Source organism: Anaerosporobacter faecicola (assembly GCF_012070565.1).
In the GTDB taxonomy this organism is placed as follows: Bacteria; Bacillota; Clostridia; order Lachnospirales; family Lachnospiraceae; genus Anaerosporobacter; species Anaerosporobacter faecicola.
Genome location: NZ_JAAQRO010000009.1, coordinates 164,940 through 186,092, shown reverse-complemented (window position 1 = coordinate 186,092; position 21,153 = coordinate 164,940). Strand labels below are relative to the sequence as shown.

The 21,153-nt window shown below is 36.9% G+C and carries 20 protein-coding genes and 1 other annotated feature; of the genes, 8 read left to right on the top strand and 12 right to left on the bottom strand.

What is annotated here, in order from left to right; genetic code table 11:
* Positions 1-132 precede the first annotated feature (132 nt).
* The 5 genes from glmS (at position 133) to HBB17_RS05560 (ending at position 5,458) form a co-directional block, all read left to right on the top strand.
* The gene (gene glmS / locus HBB17_RS05580) at positions 133-1,953 is read left to right on the top strand and encodes a glutamine--fructose-6-phosphate transaminase (isomerizing) (RefSeq protein ID WP_167956483.1); all 1,821 of its coding nucleotides are present in this window, start codon (positions 133-135) and stop codon (positions 1,951-1,953) included.
* 515 nt (positions 1,954-2,468) lie between these two features.
* Positions 2,469-3,872: an amidophosphoribosyltransferase gene (locus HBB17_RS05575; protein ID WP_167956482.1), complete on the top strand. Its 1,404-nt coding sequence runs from the start codon at positions 2,469-2,471 to the stop codon at positions 3,870-3,872.
* Positions 3,873-4,124: 252 nt separating this feature from the next.
* Positions 4,125-4,673 carry a biotin transporter BioY gene (locus HBB17_RS05570; RefSeq protein WP_167956481.1) on the top strand — a complete coding sequence of 183 codons (549 nt, stop codon included), beginning with the start codon at positions 4,125-4,127 and terminating at the stop codon, positions 4,671-4,673.
* Positions 4,670-5,065 carry a DUF1284 domain-containing protein gene (locus HBB17_RS05565; protein ID WP_167956480.1) on the top strand — a complete coding sequence of 132 codons (396 nt, stop codon included), beginning with the start codon at positions 4,670-4,672 and terminating at the stop codon, positions 5,063-5,065. The genes HBB17_RS05570 and HBB17_RS05565 overlap by 4 nt, the downstream gene beginning before the upstream one ends.
* Before the next feature lie 180 nt (positions 5,066-5,245).
* On the top strand, positions 5,246-5,458 hold the full coding sequence (locus HBB17_RS05560; RefSeq protein ID WP_167956479.1) for a hypothetical protein: 213 nt from the start codon (positions 5,246-5,248) through the stop codon (positions 5,456-5,458).
* Positions 5,459-5,532: 74 nt separating this feature from the next.
* On the opposite strand, the gene HBB17_RS05555 is transcribed toward HBB17_RS05560, so the two are convergent.
* A complete protein-coding gene (locus HBB17_RS05555; protein WP_167956478.1) occupies positions 5,533-6,378 on the bottom strand; it encodes a polysaccharide deacetylase family protein in 846 nt (281 codons plus the stop codon).
* 415 nt (positions 6,379-6,793) lie between these two features.
* Between HBB17_RS05555 and HBB17_RS05550 the strand changes: the two genes are divergently transcribed.
* Complete coding sequence (locus HBB17_RS05550) at positions 6,794-7,228, top strand: hypothetical protein (protein ID WP_167956477.1); 435 nt, start codon at positions 6,794-6,796, stop codon at positions 7,226-7,228.
* Positions 7,229-7,308: 80 nt separating this feature from the next.
* On the opposite strand, the gene HBB17_RS05545 is transcribed toward HBB17_RS05550, so the two are convergent.
* The 11 genes from HBB17_RS05545 to HBB17_RS05500 all read right to left on the bottom strand — a co-directional run bounded on the left by HBB17_RS05545 (position 7,309) and on the right by HBB17_RS05500 (position 19,193).
* Positions 7,309-8,676 carry a glycine--tRNA ligase gene (locus HBB17_RS05545; protein WP_167956476.1) on the bottom strand — a complete coding sequence of 456 codons (1,368 nt, stop codon included), beginning with the start codon at positions 8,674-8,676 and terminating at the stop codon, positions 7,309-7,311.
* Between the two features lie 188 nt (positions 8,677-8,864).
* Positions 8,865-9,110 (bottom strand) — a binding site (T-box leader).
* A gap of 83 nt (positions 9,111-9,193) precedes the next feature.
* On the bottom strand, positions 9,194-9,616 hold the full coding sequence (locus HBB17_RS05540) for a VOC family protein (RefSeq protein WP_167956475.1): 423 nt from the start codon (positions 9,614-9,616) through the stop codon (positions 9,194-9,196).
* Positions 9,604-9,924 carry a DUF3795 domain-containing protein gene (locus HBB17_RS05535; RefSeq protein ID WP_330588161.1) on the bottom strand — a complete coding sequence of 107 codons (321 nt, stop codon included), beginning with the start codon at positions 9,922-9,924 and terminating at the stop codon, positions 9,604-9,606. Before HBB17_RS05535 ends, HBB17_RS05540 begins: the two co-directional genes overlap by 13 nt.
* 122 nt (positions 9,925-10,046) lie before the next feature.
* The gene (locus HBB17_RS05530) at positions 10,047-12,272 is read right to left on the bottom strand and encodes a DNA topoisomerase III (protein ID WP_167956474.1); all 2,226 of its coding nucleotides are present in this window, start codon (positions 12,270-12,272) and stop codon (positions 10,047-10,049) included.
* A 561-nt stretch (positions 12,273-12,833) separates the two neighbouring features.
* On the bottom strand, positions 12,834-13,415 hold the full coding sequence (locus HBB17_RS05525; RefSeq protein WP_167956473.1) for a hypothetical protein: 582 nt from the start codon (positions 13,413-13,415) through the stop codon (positions 12,834-12,836).
* Between the two features lie 37 nt (positions 13,416-13,452).
* Positions 13,453-14,475, bottom strand: coding sequence for an aldo/keto reductase (locus HBB17_RS05520; RefSeq protein ID WP_167956472.1), 1,023 nt, complete (start codon positions 14,473-14,475; stop codon positions 13,453-13,455).
* Positions 14,472-14,603, bottom strand: a complete 132-nt coding sequence (locus tag HBB17_RS20620) for a hypothetical protein (protein ID WP_274380763.1) — start codon at positions 14,601-14,603, stop codon at positions 14,472-14,474. Before HBB17_RS20620 ends, HBB17_RS05520 begins: the two co-directional genes overlap by 4 nt.
* Position 14,604: 1 nt before the next feature.
* Positions 14,605-15,099 (bottom strand): DUF134 domain-containing protein, encoded by a 495-nt coding sequence (locus HBB17_RS05515; RefSeq protein ID WP_167956471.1) that lies wholly within the window; start codon positions 15,097-15,099, stop codon positions 14,605-14,607.
* 321 nt (positions 15,100-15,420) lie between these two features.
* A complete protein-coding gene (locus HBB17_RS05510; protein ID WP_167956469.1) occupies positions 15,421-15,825 on the bottom strand; it encodes a NifB/NifX family molybdenum-iron cluster-binding protein in 405 nt (134 codons plus the stop codon).
* A 145-nt stretch (positions 15,826-15,970) separates the two neighbouring features.
* Positions 15,971-17,026 carry an NAD(P)H-dependent flavin oxidoreductase gene (locus HBB17_RS05505; RefSeq protein ID WP_167956467.1) on the bottom strand — a complete coding sequence of 352 codons (1,056 nt, stop codon included), beginning with the start codon at positions 17,024-17,026 and terminating at the stop codon, positions 15,971-15,973.
* A 139-nt stretch (positions 17,027-17,165) separates the two neighbouring features.
* Positions 17,166-19,193, bottom strand: coding sequence for a glycoside hydrolase family 127 protein (locus HBB17_RS05500; protein WP_167956465.1), 2,028 nt, complete (start codon positions 19,191-19,193; stop codon positions 17,166-17,168).
* A gap of 450 nt (positions 19,194-19,643) precedes the next feature.
* On the opposite strand from HBB17_RS05500, the gene HBB17_RS05495 reads away from it, so the two are divergent.
* Both HBB17_RS05495 and sfsA read left to right on the top strand, forming a co-directional pair.
* On the top strand, positions 19,644-20,396 hold the full coding sequence (locus HBB17_RS05495) for an AraC family transcriptional regulator (RefSeq protein WP_167956463.1): 753 nt from the start codon (positions 19,644-19,646) through the stop codon (positions 20,394-20,396).
* A 70-nt stretch (positions 20,397-20,466) separates the two neighbouring features.
* Positions 20,467-21,147: a DNA/RNA nuclease SfsA gene (gene sfsA, locus HBB17_RS05490; RefSeq protein WP_167956461.1), complete on the top strand. Its 681-nt coding sequence runs from the start codon at positions 20,467-20,469 to the stop codon at positions 21,145-21,147.
* Positions 21,148-21,153: the final 6 nt, after the last annotated feature.

The following is a 21,153-nucleotide window of genomic DNA, read 5'->3' as shown; positions in this document are numbered from 1 at the left end:
TTGTCTTTTTTCATATCTCCTATTTATCCTATGGAAGTTTTTCATTTAGGTTTTATTTTTGTACGCTCCTTATTGATATAGAGGAATATGAATTGACTAATATTTAATTCAAATTGAAAAGGAGATTGTATTATGTGTGGAATTATTGGATTTTCAGGCAATTTAGATGCCACTGAAGTTTTATTAAATGGATTAAGCGAATTAGAATATAGAGGTTACGATAGTGCTGGTATCGCTTTCTTTCAAAACGAAACCATCAAAACGATCAAAACAACTGGAAAAGTTTCTAATCTAATAGAGAAAGTAGCTAGTATTGCTGATAAACAAACAACTTGCGGAATCGGGCATACAAGATGGGCTACACATGGTGGGGTATCCGATACAAACTGCCATCCTCATACTTTTGGTAATGTTACGTTGATTCATAATGGTATCATAGAAAATTATCATGAGATTGAGAAAGAATTTGCGAAATCAGGAAAACATCCTGTTTCACAGACGGATTCTGAAATAGCTGCTATGTTGATCAATGATCTCTATGAGGGAGATGCTTATGAAGCGATCAAGAAAGCAACAACAATCCTAGACGGTGCCTACGCATTCTGTATCCTGTTCAAAGATCAACCTGGTGTAATCTACGCGATTCGTAATGGCAGTCCTTTGGTTGCATGCCAAGCAGAACAAGGATCCATCATTGCTTCTGACATGGTTGCATTGATCAAATATTCCAAGGATTACTTTGTTTTACCAGAACACCATATTGCAAAATTAGATGGTCAATCAATTGAAGTAACTACTCTTGAAGGAAATCAAATGGAACCAAAGATGCTTCATGTAGATTGGGATATCACTTCTGCTAAAAAAGGTGGGTTTGCTCACTTCATGTTAAAAGAAATCCATGAACAACCAACTGCTCTTCATAATACCATCGTTCCTCGTATTAAGAACGGGAAATTAGATTTCAAAGAAGATGGAATTGATGATGATGTCTTTACAGGAATTAACCGTGTAATAATCGTAGGATGTGGAACAGCTATGCATGCCGGACTGATTGGTAAAGTCATGTTCGAAAAATTATTACGAATTCCTGTAACGGTTGAGATTGCTTCTGAATTCCGTTATAATAATCCAATTTTAGATAAGAATACTCTTGTAATTACGATTTCTCAGTCAGGTGAAACAGCAGATACGCTTGCTGCTCTTCGTTTATCCAAAGAAGCGGGTTGTAAAACATTATCCATTGTTAATGTAAAAGGCTCTTCTATTGCAAGAGAAAGCGACTACGTTTTCTATACACATGCAGGCCCAGAAATCGCTGTAGCAAGTACAAAAGCCTATACCGTTCAATTATCTAGCATCTATATGATTGCTTTCAAGTTTGCTCATATTCGCGGTATGATTGACGAGGAGACATATGCTTCCTACCTAAAACAATTACAAGAGGTAACTACTGCAGTTGAAACAACCATTGGCTATGATAAAAAGATTGAAGAAATCAGTAATTGTCTTACTTCTGCAGAAGACCTTTTCTTCATCGGTAGGGGGTTAGACTACGCTCTTTCTTGTGAAGGATCAATAAAATTAAAGGAAATTAGCTATATCCATTCGGAAGCTTATGCTGCTGGTGAATTAAAACATGGTACTCTTTCTCTTGTTACCGATCAAGTACCTGTTATTGCTTTAGCAACACAGGAGCATGTCTATGCAAAGATGATCTCTAACATCCGTGAAGTTCGTGCAAGAGGTGCTATGGTTATTCTGATTACGAACGGAGAAATGCCAGTTGATGATGATTTATGTACACATCATATCATCCTTCCAAAGACAGATGATCAGTTTGCTCCATTTACTGCAGCAGTTGTATTACAGTTAATTGCTTACTATACTTCTGTTCATCGTGGATTGAACGTTGATCAGCCAAGGAACCTTGCAAAATCAGTAACAGTAGAATAGATTGTTTCTTTCCTTCAATATCGTATGATTTTATTAGAGGATTGCCATAAAACCGGTAATCCTCTTTTCTATTAAGTCTGTTAATTTTGTAAATGGTTCTTTTGGTAATACGTTTTATTGATCGTTCTATCTAAACTTTCTCTTTCATTTATTTAAACTTTCTTACTATCTTTCTTGTTTACTCTATTTTTTGTTTACTCTATTTTTTGTTTACTTTATCTTTCTGTTTAATATACTTAACTTCTTACTATTGGATCTTTCTTTCCGTATTCACCATAAACCAAATTTCTTAGTTATAAACTTCGTTATCAACTCAGTTATTCATAAGTAAAATTAATAAGATTCATGATTAATTAGTATATACTTATAAAAAGGTTGTTTTCTTGTCTTGCATCTAATAAAATTAAATAGATTCTGTAGATTTCACGTATTTTCTATGGATTTAACATGATTGCATTATAAGAGCAAGAGATCGTTACATGAACATATACAATAAAATTAACTGGAGGTTTATTATGGGTGGATTTTTTGGTGTTGCATCAAAAACAGATTGTGTATTTGATTTATTTTTTGGAACAGATTATCACTCTCATCTTGGAACAAGAAGAGGTGGTTTAGCAGTATACGGTAAGACTGGATTTAATCGTGCCATTCATAATATAGAGAATTCTCCTTTTCGAACGAAATTTGAAAAGGATGTGAATAACATGGAAGGCTATCTCGGTATTGGTTGTATCTCTGATTTCGAACCACAGCCGTTAATTGTTCGTTCCCATCATGGCACCTTCGCCATTACAACCGTTGGAAAGATCAATAACACAGATCAGATCGTGGAACAAATCTTCCAAACAGGACATACACATTTTCTTGAAATGAGCGGTGGAGATATTAATGCGACGGAACTAGTTGCAGCGATCATCAATCAAAAGGAGAATCTAGTTGAAGGTATTCAATATGCACAGGAACTGATTGAAGGTTCCATGACAATGCTCCTTATGACAGCAAAAGGCATCTATGCAGCAAGAGACCGTTATGGACGTACACCTGTCTCTATAGGGAAAAAAGCAGATGCATTCTGCGCTTCCTTTGAGAGTTTTGCTTATCTAAATCTAGGATATACGGAATATAAAGAACTTGGTCCAGGTGAAATCGCTGTTATCACTCCTGAAGGCGTACGTACTCTATGTTCACCAGGAAAAGATATGAAGATCTGTACCTTTCTCTGGATCTATTACGGATATCCTTCCTCTTCTTATGAAGGAATCAGCGTAGAGAAAATGCGTTATCATTGTGGAGAAAAGTTAGCTAGCCGCGATACCGTTACCCCTGATATTGTTGCAGGTGTTCCAGATTCCGGTACTGCACATGCCATTGGGTATGCGAATGCATCTGGTATCCCGTTCTCGAGACCTTTTATCAAATACACCCCAACTTGGCCTCGTTCTTTTATGCCTACCATTCAAAGCAAACGAAATTTAATTGCAAAGATGAAATTAATACCAGTACATGACTTAATTCAAAACCAAAGTCTGTTATTAATCGATGATTCTATTGTACGTGGAACACAATTAAGGGAAACGACTGAATTCTTATATCAAAGTGGTGCTAAAGAGGTTCATATCCGACCTGCATGTCCACCATTGCTATACGGTTGTAAATACCTGAATTTTTCTCGTTCCACTTCAGAAATGGATCTGATTACTAGAAGAATTATTGCAGATAAAGAAGGAGATAATGCCGAGAATACGTTGGATGAATATGCGAATCCAGAATCGGATCGTTATCAGGCAATGTTAGAAGAGATCAGAAAACAATTGAATTTCACTTCCCTTCGCTATCATCGTCTAGATGATATGATTGAATCAGTTGGAATTGAGCCATGCAAACTTTGTACGTATTGCTGGAACGGAAAAGAGTAAACATATGGGTTTGTAGTGATACATAGGGCTCAAAACTACAGATTCAAAGTTTTGTTATAGAAATTTTGCTGTAGGCTTTTGTTCAATGACTAAAATATAGACCAAAACGGTTTGTTAACCAATTATATTATAAGGTTGACAAACCGTTTTTTTCGCGTTATACTATCGTAAACCAATGCTTTATTATGGTTAACATTATACGTAATCAGATATAATAATTTGGATTACATACATACAATCGGAGGAATAACAATGAATAACAAAACCAAATACTTAACAATGAGTGCTCTATTTGCAGCTCTTTTAGCTGTTTGTTCTCAGATTCAGATTCCATTGCCTATGGTACCCATAAACTTAGCCTTATTCGGTGCTTATCTAGCAGGTGCTTTACTCGGCCCTAAGCATGGGACAATCTCTGTATTCATATATGTCTTATTAGGCGCTTCTGGCGTTCCTGTATTCGCAGGTTTCACAGGTGGGTTCCGTTGTGTCATTGGTCCAACAGGTGGCTATATTATCGGTTACATAATCGCCGCATTTGCAGTCGGTTTTCTTACAAAAAAATTGGGATATACATGGTGGAAGCTTTCTTTATCTATGATTATTGGCATGATGCTTTGTTATATTGTTGGTACCATATGGTTTATGAATGTGATGAAGTTCTCCCTTTCCACTTCACTTGTTTATTGTGTCTATCCATTCTTGCCAGGGGATGCGATTAAGATTCTAGCTGCAACCTTCCTTACACTTCGGTTAAGAAAAACTCTTCCTGAATTAATGCAAGTAGAGGTAAGGGTATGATTCCTAACCTTCGCCCCCATCATGGGCTTTGTATACAATTTTATCAAGGAAAAGGGTATAGCAAAGAGTTTACCGATTATATGACTTCTTTTGTGAAACAGATTCAACAAGAGCCACAAAAAAAAATCAAGTTACATGCAAATGTTGATTTCTTATGTAACCACTGCCCCCATAATATAGCAAATCACGAAGTCCACCAATGTCGTTCTCAAGAGAAAGTGACGCGGTACGACCTACTGGTACTTAAGTATTGCCATCTTGAAAAAGATCAAGTCCTTACCATCTCCGATTTTCTTGATTCTGTAAAGAAAAATATTCTTGAGCCAGGTAAACACAAAGAAATCTGTGGTGATTGCGAATGGTATTCCCTTTGCAGCGGTTCGGCACATTAATCCCCATTGATTCTGCGTTATCTATTGAATAATTGCTAGAAATGTTTTAAAATAATACTAGTTTTATAATACGAGGACATAAATTGTATGGTAATCGTTGTATTATGAAAAGTCAATTTTATGTTGAACACGAAACTTAAAATCGACTTTTCATTACAAAAATAATCGGAGGTGTATTTTATGAAACAATGTATCGCAGAATTCGTAAATCGTTCCTGGTCCAAAGAAGAAAAGGTTTTAGTTGTTGTAGCAGCAACTTTATTAGGTGTGGTTGCTGGTTTCATCTTCTCACCTTTCCAAAAGGGAATCAATGTATTTAGTCATAATGGTTCAAACAACTCCAATAATGGAAATCCGCAGCAACATGAAAAAGAGATTGAGTCAGAAGAATAATAACAGAACACATAAGTAATGCCACCCTATAGACTTATCGCAATCCAGTCCATAGGGTGGCTTTTTATATGATTTTAAAGTTCCTTTTCCGAAAATGCTTTAACACAGAAGATTCCTTCTTCTCCTGAGAAATAGAGATCAATCCCACTTGTATTCCTGATTTTATTCCCATCAGCTGTATATTTTGCTTGTTTAAAAGCAAGATAATAGTCCATAATCTCATGATTCGTTGCTAACCAGATGTCTGGAAAATATGGCTTCATATATGCAAGTAAATTCTCCATCTTATACCAGTCATTATTTCTTCCAAATTCAAAGCTATGTCCCCAAACATAAAAAACACGAATTCTACCATATGGATCTTTCTTCTCACAAAATTCTTTTGCCAATTCCATCAATTGCTCATCATTATGGTGACATGTAGGATTCCATTCCAATGGATTAGCAGGTAAATCAAAGCCATGGGTTGACTGTACTGTTCTAGCATATTCAATACCACACATTTTTAAAACTTGCTCTACTTCATTATTGTATGTACCGTATGGATAAGCAAAACCTGTGACAAATTGATGCGTCAAGTCCTCTAAGTTTTTCCGATCATTAATCACTTCATATGCCATTGTACTTGTATCCATATTCGTTAATGATGGATGGGACACTGTATGAGAAGCAACTTCATGTTCTTCATATAATGTTGCTACTTCCTCACTCTTTATGGTTGAATCTTCTACTTCTACACCATTCTGATAATCAACAGCAACTCGTCCAAACTCCCCAGAGTTCAGATTAAATGTTCCTTTGACCTGATATTGATTAAATAATTGTACCAACTGACGATCGAAGATCAAACCATCATCATAACTGAAAGTAAGAGCATTTCTCTTTCCTCCAGGAAAAACCAAATTCCATTTTGTTCCCATTGTAAACACAGGCTCCTTTCAATAAAACATCTTGTTTTTTTCATTTCCTTCTAAATATTCTCATGAATGTATGAGCTACTTATACTATAACACGTTTTTCTTTCCCTGTGTATGTTTGGTCCATTTTTCTATCATCAATCCCTATCATCATTTCACAAAATGCTCATACTATACACATGTAAACAATATCTAGACTAAATACAGGAAATCCTCAAGGAATACAATTTCGAACACATCATCACTCGTTTGCAAATCCAATTCATAGAACTACAATGTGTATATTTTTTCATTTCTTTCAAACACTATATATGAGATTCTATATAATCTGCCAAAAGCTTTGTTTAATAGTGATTGACTCCTTTTCATCAGGCTTTTCGCATTCCAACCAGTTACGAACTAGAAAGAAGGTATCAATATGATTGAAGAAGATTCGCTTCATCTACTTGATGAGTGTGATGCAGGACTTAAAATGGCAATTAAAAGTATTGATGAGGTTGTGGATCATGCACAAAATAATGATCTCAAAGACTCATTAGAAAAATCAAGGAAAGAGCACATTACCTTACAAACAGAATTAGACCAACTCTTACAGCGATATCATGATGATGGAAAAGAGCCCAATCCTGTTGCAACTGCGATGTCATGGTTAAAAACCAATATGAAACTGATGACGGATAATGCAGATCCCAAAATCGCTGACTTAATGACTGACGGTTGTAATATGGGGATTAAATCCGTTTGTAAATATCTGAATCAATATCCTGCGGCTTCTGAAGAAGTGAAAGCTCTTGCAAGAAAGATCGTTCACATCGAAGAGGATTTTATGATTGATTTAAGGCGTTTTCTATAGTTACATTGGCATTGAAACCACAGGGTGTAAAACAGTATTTTGGAAGGTTCTGTTGTTTCGAACCTTCCTCCCACTGTTATCTATCTCATATTTTCTTGAAGATAAACTACTAATTCATCAACTGGTATCGTTACTTGCTTCATGGAATCACGTTCTCGTACAGTAACGGTATTCTTTTCCAATGTGTCATCATCAATGGTAACTGCAAATGGTGTACCAATTGCATCTCCCCTTCGATATCTCTTTCCAATATTCCCTGCTTCGTCATACGTAGCCATCATTACACCCGTAAGCATCGTGTAGATTTCTTCTGCTTTATCTGCATGACGTTTTTTAATCAATGGTAATACATTCACCTTAATTGGTGCTAAGAATGGTTTGATTTTAAGAACAACTCTCGTATCTCCCTCTTCTAGATCCTCTTCTACTAGATTTTCGAATAAAACGGCTAATACAAGACGATCAAGACCATACGTAGATTCAATAATGTATGGAATATATCGTTCATTTGAAATAGGATCCATGTATTCTAATGTTTTCCCTGTATATTGTTGGTGTCTGGTCAGATCAAAATCTGTACGATTATGCGTACCATTAATCTCTCCCCAACCAAATGGAAAGGCATATTCAATATCGCATGCTGCTTTTGCATAATGTGCTAGTTTTTCGTGATCATGATATCTTAGATGCTCTTTACTTAAGCCAAGATACTGGAAGAATTCTAAACCGTATTCTTTAAAATACTCATATAAGGATTCATCTTCGCCCTTTTTACAAAATGTTTGATACTCCATTTGTTCAAATTCAATCGTACGAAATGTGAAATTTCCTGGGGTAATTTCATTACGGAATGCTTTTCCTATTTGTCCGATGCTAAATGGTAATTTTGCGCGCATTGTTCGTTGTACATTTACAAAATTCACATATTCCCCCTGTGCATTCTCTGGTCGTAGATAAATGGTATTGGAAGAATCCTCTGTTACCCCACGTTTCGTTGCAAACATCAGATTAAACTGACGAATATCGGTAAAATTACTTTTTCCACATACAGGGCATGGAATTTGATGTTCTCGAATATAAGATAACATTTCATTTTGTGACATTCCATCCGCATGGGCATTTTCATCAAATTCCTCAATTAAATTATCTGCACGGTGTCTTGTTTTACATTCTTTGCAATCCAGTAAGGGATCCGAAAATCCATCCAGATGTCCGCTTGCTTTCCATACCATTGGATTCATAAGGATATCCGCATCCACTTCATAACTATTCTTACGACGTTGAATAAAATAATAACGCCATGCATCCTTGATCGTATTCTTCAGTCGACTTCCTAGAGGACCATAATCCCAAGTATTCGCTAATCCACCATAGATTTCACTTCCTTGAAAAATATAGCCATACTGATTACAATATGCAATCATCTCATCCATTGTAAATGTTCTCATTTTTCTCACCTTCTATGTGGTTTATTCCCCATAGCCTTTCTATTTTACTAATGAATCCATATCTACATAAGAGTGTTATTGAGAGCGTTAGTTAGAACGAGTGCGCATCCACCGGAGGGTTTATTTAATAGAAAGTTGGACTTTGGCTCGTTGCTCGCGTAAAAAAAACGTCCGTCCTAAGCAATTATGCTTAGGGCGAACGTTTATATTGTCCGTGGTACCACCTAACTTCAGATTTCTCTGCTCTCCATCAACACAGGATTTCTCCGTATGCTGTTCCTTTGATAACGGTAGGAACTCCGGTAATGTCTAATTGATCACTCGTTCAACACACAGCTCAAAGGCGCCTTCTATATTCCTTTCCTAAAGATTTGCACCAACCATCTTCTCTCTGAAATCCAGGACTATATACTCTTCCTTCTCAATGCCATTCTTATTTTTTTATGATTCTACTCTACTGTGTTCAATTTGTCAATCTTTTTAATACTTTTATAATTTTTAATTAGATCTGCTATCGTTAACGTTCCACCTGCTCCGTCATAATAACCCAACGAAATCCAAATTGATCTACAAAACTTACAGTACACGAGCTATAGGTTGTTCGATGAAGTGGTAAGATGATGGTAGCTTTTTCTTCCATTACACGAAATGCTCGCTCAACCTCTTCTTTCGTATCCATCGTTATTGTTAGAGACATTCCGCTTGCAATATAAGATTCTGGTAAATTATCTGCCATCATTATTCTTTGGTTACCTATGGTAAGTTCTGCGTGATAAATATAATTTTGTTCCACTTGTGTCAATTCTCTTTGCAGATCTTGAACCTGAGCATCCGAATAACGAAGAAGTACCGTAACCTCTGCCTGAAATGCTTTTTGATATAGTTGTATTGCTTCTTCACATTGACCATTAAAAACAAAGTTTGGCGTTATAATTGGCATGAGTCATCTCCTCCTTTGTACCAACATCTACACTGTTCAATTCTTGCACCATGATCGCCTTGTTCCTTATCGTAAGAAAATGTAATCAGGTCCTCACAAGGGAATTTCTCACACAATCCACAATGTGTAATTTTCTTTGACTCACAACATTTTTTGATCTTACATTCTCCCCACATTGGCTTTTCAATATTTACACAGCCTTTACAAGAAAATTGATCCCTATACTCGCATTTACTGCAAACAATACCGCATCTTGATTCAATCATATTAATAACCTGCCCTTTCATAAGTCTTGCATAGTTGCGCATAACACAAACCGCCTTGTATAAGACGAATCCTTCTTACATATATGTCTCGACTTGTCTTGTTTTGTTTACAACTATACTTTAGCAAATGAATCATGACACCAGTATGGCATGTTTGAACAAGGTTATAACTTCAATTTTGCAAATGCATCTGCAAATGCATTATTTACTGGTTCGTTTGCTTCCTTCTGTTGTTTTTTCAAGTAATTAGCAACCTCTTTTTTGGAAACACCCGCACCTTCTTTTTTCCGCCGTTCTTGAAATGCGGACAACTTCTCTTTGTGACCACAAGCACAGACAAATACACTTGCATCGTCTTTTCCGCATAGTTCCATCTTCTTATGACATACTGGACAGCGTGCATTCGTTGTTCGAGCAATCGTTTCTCGATATCCACAAGAACGATCCTGGCAGACAAGCATACGGCTGTTTTTCCCCTTTACAGACAACATTCGTTTACCACAAACAGGGCACTTACTGTTCGTTAGATTATCATGGCGATAGGTTCCTTCCCCGCCTTTGATCTCCTCCACAAGTTCCATAGAGTAGGAACGGATATCCTTCATAAATGTTGCTTTTTTCATAGTTCCTTTTGCTATTTGACCCAGTTTCGTTTCCCAGTCTGCCGTTAATTCTGGTTTCTTTAATGGTGCAGGTACTAAAGTAAGTAGCTGCTTTCCTTTTGATGTTATGAAGATTTCATTTCCTTTTTTCTCAATTAGGAAATTAGAGAATAATTTCTCAATGATATCTGCTCTAGTTGCAACAGTGCCAAGTCCACCTGTTTCTCCCAATGTCTTAGCCGCTTCCTTTTCATAATGCTCCATGTATTTCACTGGATTCTCCATAGCGGAAAGTAACGTTGCTTCTGTAAAATAAGCAGGTGGTTTTGTCTTCCCTTCTGAAATTGTTACAAGTACACCTTCAATCTGGTCGCCTGCTTTCCAAGTTTGCACTTTCTCGTTTCGGACAAATTGTCCCTTCAGGTTCGATTCCGTCTCCTCGTCATCAAAGTCCATATAATTCTCTTCCTGATCCGCCACATATACTTCTTGAAATCCTAGCTTCGTTACAACTTTCGCTTTTGTAACAAAAAGTTCGCCTGCTAGTTCAAATTCTACAGTTGTCTCCTCATATTCAAACGGTGGGTAAAGGACTGCTAAAAATCTACGAACTACAAGATCATATATTTTCTTTTCCTCATTCGTCATATGATCCAGTTGGACAAATTGTTCTGTTGGAATTATGGCATGATGATCGGATACTTTATTATTATTGACAAAACTTCCATTTCCTTTGATTGATGTATTCGCTAATCTTCCTGCCAATTTTTTATAAGGACCTACCGCACATGCACGAAGACGCTCTGGAATTGTAGCTACTACATCAGTAGTAATGTATCTAGAGTCCGTTCTTGGATAGGTTAGCACCTTATGATTTTCATACAGACGTTGCATAATGTTCAACGTTTCCTTCGCTGAGAAATGGAATCGTTTATTCGCATCTCTTTGTAATTCCGTTAAGTCATACAACGCTGGAGCGAATGTCTTTTTCGACGTTTTCTTCACCTGTAGAATAGTTGCAGTTCCTTTCTGATTTTGTACTTTTTTAAGGATATTCATCATTCTATCCTTGTCGAATGATGTTGTGTTGTTTGTTTTTCTATCTTTCCATGTGAACGATACGCCATTTGCTTTTGCATGCAAACCATAATAAGATTGAGGTTGAAATTTTCGGATTTCCTCTTCTCGTTTTGCAATCATGGCAAGCGTTGGTGTTTGTACACGACCGCAGGATAACTGCGCATTGTATTTGCATGTCAAAGCACGTGTTGCATTCATTCCGACCAACCAATCGGACTCTGCTCTTGCAACTGCCGCATCATATAAGGCATCATACTCCTTGCTACTTTTTAGATGCGCAAAACCGTCTTTGATTGCTTTATCCGTAACAGAAGAAATCCAAAGTCTCTTCATTGGTTTCTTACAGCCAGCTTTCTCAATGATCCATCTTGCAACCAGTTCCCCTTCTCTTCCCGCATCCGTAGCGATAATGATATCGCCTACATCTTTACGAAAGATCTGCGTCTTCACTGCTTGAAATTGTTTTGCTGTCTGTTTAATCACCACTAATTCCATTCGATCCGGTAACATCGGAAGATGTTCCATCTTCCATTCTTTATATTCAGGTTTATACTTTTCTGGGTCAGCAAGTGTAACCAAATGTCCTAAGCCCCACGTAACAATATATTGTTTTCCTTCCAGTGCTCCATTGATTTTCTGATTACAATGCAATACCCGTGCGATATCGCGTGCTACAGAAGGTTTTTCTGCGATAACTACTGTTTTCATGTGATAATCCTTTCTCTATGTGTCGATGTTAAACTACTTATTTGTATACTATTCAATTTCAAATCCAAGTCAATCAGATTAATATTTGGTACATCTGATTTATATTCTTACAAAACATTATACGTGTTGTCGTTGAAAAGGTCAATTCGTTACCGTTACCTGTGAAACCAAGCGAGAGCACGTTTACTAGCGAATATAGCAATCCACCTACTTGTTCATACAATCGCTTGCAAGTATACGTAAATAAAAATTGCCAAAGCGATTATCAATAAAATATTAATACAATAAAAGTATTACAATAAAAATTAATACAACAAAAGAGACAACCCTACTTATCAAATGCGAGCAAAAACACAATGCTCGTATATTGTTACTTTCAGACTGTCTCTACATAAAATTACCATTCTGTTTCTTCATATACATATTCACATAAATTATCCGTAAATTAGAAATAGATTATCGCTTTACTTTATATCTCACAGAACATGTATATAATATATAGGGTATTCAATTAGCATGGAAACTATTATTTAATAAAGATTTCTATACAAGATGCTTCATCTAGCCAAGATAAGGATCCATTACTAACTGTTTCAGTTGCTCTTCCGTGATCGTTAATTCATTCTCTACTTGGGAGGATTCCTTTTCTTCCAAGGTCTTTGCAATTAATTCTTGGTCTTGTTGTTTTTCTTCTGTTTCCTTTTCTTGCACTTCTTTCTTTTGTTCGAGTTTTTCAAGACGCTCTTTCTCCGATTTTTTCTTTCGCTCCAGCTTTTCTTTTTCCTCTTTCTTATGCTTTTGCTCACATTCTCGGCTTTTTTTCTCGTCTTCTTCTGCGACTTCTTTTCTTTCTTCCAGCTCTTCCTTGATCTGATCGATGGCAGCATCTACTTTCGATATTAAATTATCCCATTCTTTTATAGAAAGTTCTGCTCCGCCGATTTGGAATTTAGGGGCTCCATTTTTTAGACGATCTCTTACATAGTCTTCATAATCTCCCAAAGCCTTAGTAAATGATTTCTGTAGAGAGTCAGTATCCTTCTGACTTAACATTTCTGTTCCCTTTTGTCTTTGTACTTCATCAAAATATGATTGGCACATACCTTGACCCATTTGACTAACTGGATTTGTCGTCATTCTCATCACCCTTTCCTTACTTATATCGGCAAAAGGAAAGAATTTATAAAGGTTTTCCTGCTAGAACTTCTTTATAATCTTTATAATTTTCTTTTAAAAGCTTTGGTGTATTTAATCCATATGGACATCGTGAAGCACATCTTCCACAGTTAATACATTTTTCAATGCGCTTCATTTTTTCTTGAACTTCCTTGGTTAATTGTAGTTCAGATGGAGAGCGACGAAGAAGCAACGACATTCGAGCACAGTTATTAATTTCTATACCAACTGGACATGGCATACAATATCCGCAACCTCTGCAAAAGTTTCCAGCCAATTCTTTTTGGTCTTTTTCTATAATAGCTTGAATCTCCTCACTCATAACAGGTGGATTTTCCATATAACTTAAGAATTCATCCAGTTCATTTTCTCTTTGTATTCCCCAAATTGGTAAGACATGTTCATATTGTGCCTGGTAAGCATATGCTGCTTTTGAATTCGTAATTAGTCCTCCTGATAACGCCTTCATCGCGATAAATCCCATATTCTGTTCCTTGCACTTTGTAACCAAACGTAATTCCTCTTTTGTTGCAAGATAATTAAAAGGAAATTGTAGCGTTTCATAAAGCCCCGATTCAATTGCTTCATTAGCAACAGATAAACGGTGGTTAGTTATACCAATATGGCGGATTTTCCCTTGTTCTTTGGCTTCGAGCATTGCTTCATATAATCCTGTTCCATCTCCTGGTTTAGGGCAAAAGGAAGGATTATGGAATTGATATAAGTCGATATAGTCCGTTTTTAATAAACGAAGGCTAGTTTCTAAGTCCTTCCAAAAAGCTTTTGCATCTGTCGCTGCTGTTTTTGTTGCAATATAGATCTGCTCTCGTACGGAAGAAAGGGCTTCTCCTAACTTTTCTTCACTATCTGTGTAAAACCTTGCTGTATCAAAGAAAGTAATCCCATGTGCAAATGCTTTCTGTAATAGCTTTATCGCTTGATCGGCTCCTATTCTTTGAATTGGTAGAGCGCCAAATCCATTCTTATTCGTTGTTATTCCTGTCATACCTAAAGTTACCGTTGTCATCGTTTCTCTCCTTTACCATGTATTCTTGATGTATCCTGTGATTTCTTTGGTGTTTTTCTTACTGTACGGTACGTTACTCCGATTTGTCGTGTTATTATATTGGAATCGGCTTTCAATGCATGTAGCATTTTATGTAATGCAGCCACACGTCTTTCCTTCCCCCCTATGTTTTCCACATTGCTTATGACACAGCATCCCGTTGCATTGTTTCATACAAGCAACTTTACTTGAGCCACAAGTAGGGCATCCATACGCTCCTTCTTTGATCTTTTGCATGTTCTCTAAACTTTCTTTCCATTCTTTGTGACAATCCTCACATCTTACTGGACAGATATTCCTAGTATAGTTGCCACCTTCAATATGAATGCTCTTTCCATGAATTAAGCAATCTGCCACCTTTTCTCTTGCAGATAGGAGAATTCTCTGAAAAGTTGGACGAGAAACTTCCATCTGTGCTGCACATTCTGCTTGTTCTAACCCTTCTAGGTCTTTTAATCGCAATGCTTCTAATTCTTCCAATAACAATACATTCTGTTCCACACCGTCTAATCCTGTTTCCGACGGTACGAAATAGGGAATCGAAGGACTACATTCTATTTTTCTTAATTTCGTTGGTCTAGCCATTGCTTTCACCTCAATTTTTTTATGAACGAAAGTTCAAAAGATATGGCACATATCCTTTCTCCATTATATCAAATTATTATAAAACAAATTATGTATTCAAACAAGAGAGGTGTGTAAGGAAATAAACCTATAAGAACAAATTGTACAAATTGTCGGACCTCAAAGTAAATAAGGGCTTTTGACACCCGAACCCTAGTATAAAAAAAACAACCTTCCATGACATAGGTGAAACAGAAGGAAAACCCTTTGTTCCAACCATGTACAGAAAGATTGTTATTCACAATTCACGCATTGCTTCCGTTTATACGATCGAATTGGTATCTACTCACCACAATGATGACTGCCACAACCATGTTCTCCGCAAGTGTGACCTTCTCCCCCGTGTTCATGATCATGGTGATTGCAGGATACATTTGGGTTATAGGCAAGCGCATCATGAAGAAGTGCTTTTACCGCTTCATCTGCATCTCCTGTAACACCACCATACAGCTGAATTCCTTGTTCTGCTAATGCAGCTTGTGCACCACCACCAATACCTCCGCAAACAAGTACTTGAACCTCTTCATTTGCCAAGAAACCAGCTAAAGCTCCGTGCCCACTACCATTGGTATCCACAATCTTTGAACTTTTAATTTCTTGATCTTCTACTTCATAAATCTTGAATTGACTTGTATGACCAAAATGTTGAAAGATTTGCCCAGCTTCATATGTTACTGCTATTTTCATATCTATAACCTCCATATAATCTTTTGTTAAGTTCTATTATAGATCGTTTTGGGCATATGTCAATATCTCTCCTCTTCTAATTCAATCATCAAACAGCGTTTTCATCTATATCAATCAACTTAATTATAAAGGTTACTAACGATGATCAGACGATTAAGTCTCTCATGACTTCTTTTACCGTTGACATTTCTTTAAGTTTGTATGCATTTTCACCACAGAAGATAAGACCTTGATCAAGATTCCCCTCCACTGCATGGATTAATGCCCTTGTTATACAATAAGGGACATCTATTGGATTGCAATGTTCCAAACAGTGAAAACATCTTGTGATCACCTCTTTCTCCTTGGTCACTTTCTCTAGAAATGGATTCCAAATTGCCCTTCCTGGCATGCCAACAGGACTCTTTATGATTCGAATGTCTTCTTTATTACAAGCGAGATAGGCTTGTTTGTATGCTTCTGAAGCATCACATTCCTCCGTTGTTACAAATCGTGTTCCTACTTGTATTCCTGCTGCACCTAACTGTAATGCATGTTCTACATCTTCTTTTGAGTAAATTCCTCCACCTATAATCACTGGTATGTTCTGTTTGTATTTGTCCTCATATTCCCTTGCGACATCAATAATTTTATGAATCTCCTGATCATAGGACTCCTCGTTGATTGTTCCTAATTCCTCTTCATGAAATCCAAGATGTCCCCCTGCTTTTGGTCCTTCAATCACAAGAAAATCAGCTGTTCTTTGATACTTTTTATCCCATAGTTTCAGTATGATAGAAGCTGCTTTGCAACTGGATACGATTGGTGCAATCTTACTAACCCCTCCTCGAACCAGTTCTGGAAGATTAACCGGAAGACCCGCACCACTTATAATTACATCTGCTTTTGCTTCTACCGCTGCTTTCACATAATCAGCATAGCGTTTCGTAGCAACCATGATGTTCACCCCTACGATTCCGCCTTTTGCTATTTCTTTTGCTTTTTGTAAATGCTTCTTTATCGCCAATAGATTTGCTTCTATGGGATGTTTCTCAAAATCGGGTTCATCATATCCTATCTGTGCCGTAGATATGATTCCAATTCCTCCCTCGCTTGCAACTGCACCAGCTAATCTAGCTCTGCTAATACCAACGCCCATACCACCTTGAATAATCGGAAAACGAGATTTCAGGTTTCCAATCAATAATGGTTTCATTAACATACCCGTATACCTCCATAGAAAAAGTAGATAGTTTGATAATCAAACTATCTACAGTATACGAGTATTCAGTATTGTTGTCAATATCTTCTAGTATCATTTTCTTTTACATGTAGTTTTTCTAACTATATTGTTGCGATTGTTAATGTTTTTCCCTGATCCAGACAAGCATCTCATTCTCTCCTCTGTTTGCCCATGTATAATAAGGAATCATTGTCACTTTCTTTGCTTCATATTGTTTTACCTTGGTATCGTACAAAGCTTCTTCCTTTTGCTGCGTACAAACTTGCTCTGCCATAAAACATAATTTCATAACAGGCTCTGTAAGTACTGTTCCCTCTTGTTCTTCAATCAAGCAATCGTTAGGATCAACTTGTATACAAGGAAGATTCTTTCCATTATCCACTTCTTCAAGACAATACACGATTGGACCACGCATTACCGCAACTTTTCCCACATCTTCCCGTACCTTAGGATTTGCATAGACAAAGCGAGGTTTCATCTTGAAATCCAAAACAATTTTCTCAGATGCACTCCACTCTTTTGTCAAATATAGATAGCCATCTTTTACCACATAGTCAATTTCTTTTTTCTGATCTATATTACTGGTATAGGATTCACACCAACCAGGTATACGCAGTGCTACTGTATGTTTCAATGGTTTACTAGCTTCTACTTGAATTGTCACATGTCCATCCCATGGCATCTGTGATTGAATCTTGATTATAAGCTCTTCTTCCTGAACATTGACCTTCAGGTTTGCCCCGATATAAAGATGAATGTAGAGTTCCTGTTCTGCTTGTGTATATGCATATTCCCCTATGGAACTAATCAATCTTGCAAGATTCGGTGGACAACAGGCACAACCAAACCATTTTTGTCTGACTGGTTTTACATGTTTTTTTCTATCGTCCTTCTGGCAAGCGATTGGATCTACCTCTAAAGGATTAACATAGAAAAAGCTTTTACCATCTAATGCCATACCACTAAGGACACCATTATACAAGGTTTGTTCCATAACATCAGCAATTTTCCCATTAGCCTTAATTTCCAATAATCTTCTTGCAAAGAAAACTAGACCAATTGAAGCACAAGTCTCTGCATACGCAGTATCATTCGGCAAATCATAGTCATAGGTAAATGCTTCTCCCATATGTGTACTTCCAATTCCACCCGTAATATACATCTTGCGATTTACCATGTTATCCCATAAGCTTAAGCAAGCTTGGTATAAACTTTCTTCCTTGGTTTCTCTAGCCAAGTCAGCCATACCAGAATAGAGATACGTTGCTCTAACAGAATGTCCAACTGCTTCTTTTTGTTCACGAACTGGAAGATGTGCCTGATGATATGCATACCGTTGTTCCGTCTTGTTTTCCTCAATTCCTCGTTCCTGGTCAAAATAATATGGTCTTTGTCCTCTTTGATTAATAAAGAACGCACTTAAGTTCAGATACTTTTCATCCTTCGTCACTTCATATAGGCGCATCAAAGCCATCTCTGCAATTTCATGTCCTGGGTACCCCTTACCCTTTCCTTCTTCCATGCCAAATACTTGATCGATATAATCCGCATATCGTTTTGCAGCTTGTAATAACGCATCTTTTCCTGTCGCATTATAGTATGCGACTGCCCCTTCAGTTAGATGTCCAAAGCAATATAATTCATGATGATCCCGTAGATTCGTAAATACCTTGCTCATATCATTAATGATATAAAACGTGTCCAAATAACCATTCGGCTGTTGTGCTTGGCAAACAATTTGAATTGCTTCATCAGCAATCTTCTCTAACGATGGATCCGGGTGTTGTGTTAAAGAATAGGCTACCGCTTCAATCCATTTTGCAAAATCACTATCCTGAAAGACAAAACCGTAGAATTTCTCTTCTAGTGTTCCTTCCTTTTCCGGAAGATACTCAAATTCCTTCCAATCAATCTCAATGCTTTTTGGATAATTTGCATCTTTTTGTCGTTGCCTTGTTAACTTACCAGCAACCTTGAAGTTACGCATGCAAAAACTTGGTGCTGCCCCTTCTACACGATCATTGAGTGCCTCCCATTGATACGGAATTACTTCTGTTCTGATTAATTCCATCTCTTTTTTCCAAAATACATCCGTTACTTCAATCTGCTTTAGATCAAGTGGTTTACTAAATTCTGTTTCCTTCATATGAATTTCCTCGCCCTTCTTAATATTGATGAATACAACCTCAAATTGACGTATATCGACTCCTATTTCACTCGAATCTCTCTAGTTTATCAATTTCTGGTTTCGAATTGCTCCTGGTGTTATTTTATCTTGTTACATTATCACTAGGTATTACTCTCTCAATTGAACACCAACGTTTAATTCTACTTGTAAATTACATGCTACGTATGTATACTCTTAATTAACAGTGAATCATTCCCTATTTGAATCTTCACTATTCCTTTATTTACAAACTTATTTTACCTTATATTTTTCATTCAGGTAAATACGAATACGTTATGGAAGGTGTGATTTTGTAAGATGTTCTATTCACAACATTGGAACCTGAATCTCCATGATTTACTTTCCTCAGAAACTTTTCACTTTTTCTGGGCAGGAATCTTCACGGCTTCCTCCTCTTCTTGGATCCATATGAGTCGTGAACTAAACGAATACGAAGTGTTCTTTGTAACGGCAGGTACTCTCTATATTGCTGAAGAACACCGTTATCATACCGTTGAAAAAGGAGAATACTTGATTATGCCACCAACTAGAAAGCAATATGGGTATAAACCTTCTTTTGCTTCTTTTTATTGGTTGCATTTTACTGCTCCAGATGCTGCAATACAGAATGTAACTACACAACCACTGGGTCGTTCGATCAACAAGGAGACTGGTTTATTACTTCCAAACCGTGGTAAAATAACCAATATAGAGCGGATTACCATACTTCTTAGTCAGTTACAAGAAACCGACCGCCGTTATCATCAAGAATATACTTCAAATGTACTTACTGTGGGCGTATTAATGGAGTTGTATAACCAACAAATACAACAAAGTATACCGAAAGTAACCAATAAGGAACAACTATATCAAGATATACTAGATTATATTACATGGAATCGCTTTGGAATGATTCGTGTTTCTGATTTAGCTGCTTACTTTGGATATCATGAAAAATATCTTTCCACGTTTTTTAAACAAATGTCTGGTATATCCCTTAGGCAATATCTCAGTAATACAATGATAGAATATGCGAAAGCACAATTGACTACTACGAATACATCCATTTCACAGATTGCATATAGTTTAGGATACAGTGACAGTCACAATTTTACGCATGCTTTCAAAAAAGTAACAGGGTTAACACCAACGCAGTATAGAATGAACTTGATCATAAATTGAACGTTTGCAGTAAGGAAAGATAAAAAATGCTCGAATATATATGTACAACCCATACTAGAAAGGAACACCTATGAAATACGAACGAATCTACGAAGGACGCTTTGTCAGCCGCCCCAATCGATTTATCGCACATATAGAAATTAATGGAACAATTGAAACCTGCCATGTTAAGAATACAGGAAGATGTAAAGAATTATTATTGCCAGGTGCAACGGTATATGTGCAGCATTGGGATTTACCTAATCGGAAAACCAACTGGGATCTTATTGCAGTTAAGAAAGGCGATGTCATCATTAATATGGATAGTCAGGCACCCAATAAAGTTGTGGGTGAATGGTTACAAGCAGGGGGACTTGGTTTTCAACCTGACCTTATCAAACCGGAATACCAATACGAAGACAGCCGCTTTGATTTTTATATGGAATATCACAAGGAACGCTGGTTGATTGAAGTCAAAGGAGTCACATTAGAAGAGGACCATGTAGCACTATTTCCTGACGCGCCTACTTTACGTGGCATAAAACATGTAGAAGGGCTAGCAAGGCATGCAAAGGAAGGATTTCATACGCTTCTTTTCTTCGTAATCCAGATGGATGGGATTACTTACTTTACCCCAAATAGCAAAACGCAGCCAGCCTTTGCAACGGCTCTTATTGAAGCAAAAAAATCTGGTGTAACAATACTCGCATATGATTGTACTGTCACACCAGATCAATTACTCGTTCGTAATCCCATTCCTATAAAATTATAAGGTAAA

Excerpts from the sequence above, each read along its gene's own strand:
- glmS (WP_167956483.1), top strand. The coding sequence starts at position 133 with ATGTGTGGAATTATTGGATTTTCAGGCAATTTAGATGCCACTGAAGTT.
- HBB17_RS05575 (WP_167956482.1), top strand. The coding sequence starts at position 2,469 with ATGGGTGGATTTTTTGGTGTTGCATCAAAAACAGATTGTGTATTTGAT.
- HBB17_RS05570 (WP_167956481.1), top strand. The coding sequence starts at position 4,125 with ATGAATAACAAAACCAAATACTTAACAATGAGTGCTCTATTTGCAGCT.
- HBB17_RS05565 (WP_167956480.1), top strand. The coding sequence starts at position 4,670 with ATGATTCCTAACCTTCGCCCCCATCATGGGCTTTGTATACAATTTTAT.
- HBB17_RS05560 (WP_167956479.1), top strand. The coding sequence starts at position 5,246 with ATGAAACAATGTATCGCAGAATTCGTAAATCGTTCCTGGTCCAAAGAA.
- HBB17_RS05555 (WP_167956478.1), bottom strand. The coding sequence starts at position 6,378 with ATGGGAACAAAATGGAATTTGGTTTTTCCTGGAGGAAAGAGAAATGCT.
- HBB17_RS05550 (WP_167956477.1), top strand. The coding sequence starts at position 6,794 with ATGATTGAAGAAGATTCGCTTCATCTACTTGATGAGTGTGATGCAGGA.
- HBB17_RS05545 (WP_167956476.1), bottom strand. The coding sequence starts at position 8,676 with ATGAGAACATTTACAATGGATGAGATGATTGCATATTGTAATCAGTAT.
- HBB17_RS05540 (WP_167956475.1), bottom strand. The coding sequence starts at position 9,616 with ATGCCAATTATAACGCCAAACTTTGTTTTTAATGGTCAATGTGAAGAA.
- HBB17_RS05535 (WP_330588161.1), bottom strand. The coding sequence starts at position 9,924 with ATGCGCAACTATGCAAGACTTATGAAAGGGCAGGTTATTAATATGATT.
- HBB17_RS05530 (WP_167956474.1), bottom strand. The coding sequence starts at position 12,272 with ATGAAAACAGTAGTTATCGCAGAAAAACCTTCTGTAGCACGCGATATC.
- HBB17_RS05525 (WP_167956473.1), bottom strand. The coding sequence starts at position 13,415 with ATGAGAATGACGACAAATCCAGTTAGTCAAATGGGTCAAGGTATGTGC.
- HBB17_RS05520 (WP_167956472.1), bottom strand. The coding sequence starts at position 14,475 with ATGACAACGGTAACTTTAGGTATGACAGGAATAACAACGAATAAGAAT.
- HBB17_RS20620 (WP_274380763.1), bottom strand. The coding sequence starts at position 14,603 with ATGCTACATGCATTGAAAGCCGATTCCAATATAATAACACGACAAATC.
- HBB17_RS05515 (WP_167956471.1), bottom strand. The coding sequence starts at position 15,099 with ATGGCTAGACCAACGAAATTAAGAAAAATAGAATGTAGTCCTTCGATT.
- HBB17_RS05510 (WP_167956469.1), bottom strand. The coding sequence starts at position 15,825 with ATGAAAATAGCAGTAACATATGAAGCTGGGCAAATCTTTCAACATTTT.
- HBB17_RS05505 (WP_167956467.1), bottom strand. The coding sequence starts at position 17,026 with ATGTTAATGAAACCATTATTGATTGGAAACCTGAAATCTCGTTTTCCG.
- HBB17_RS05500 (WP_167956465.1), bottom strand. The coding sequence starts at position 19,193 with ATGAAGGAAACAGAATTTAGTAAACCACTTGATCTAAAGCAGATTGAA.
- HBB17_RS05495 (WP_167956463.1), top strand. The coding sequence starts at position 19,644 with ATGAGTCGTGAACTAAACGAATACGAAGTGTTCTTTGTAACGGCAGGT.
- sfsA (WP_167956461.1), top strand. The coding sequence starts at position 20,467 with ATGAAATACGAACGAATCTACGAAGGACGCTTTGTCAGCCGCCCCAAT.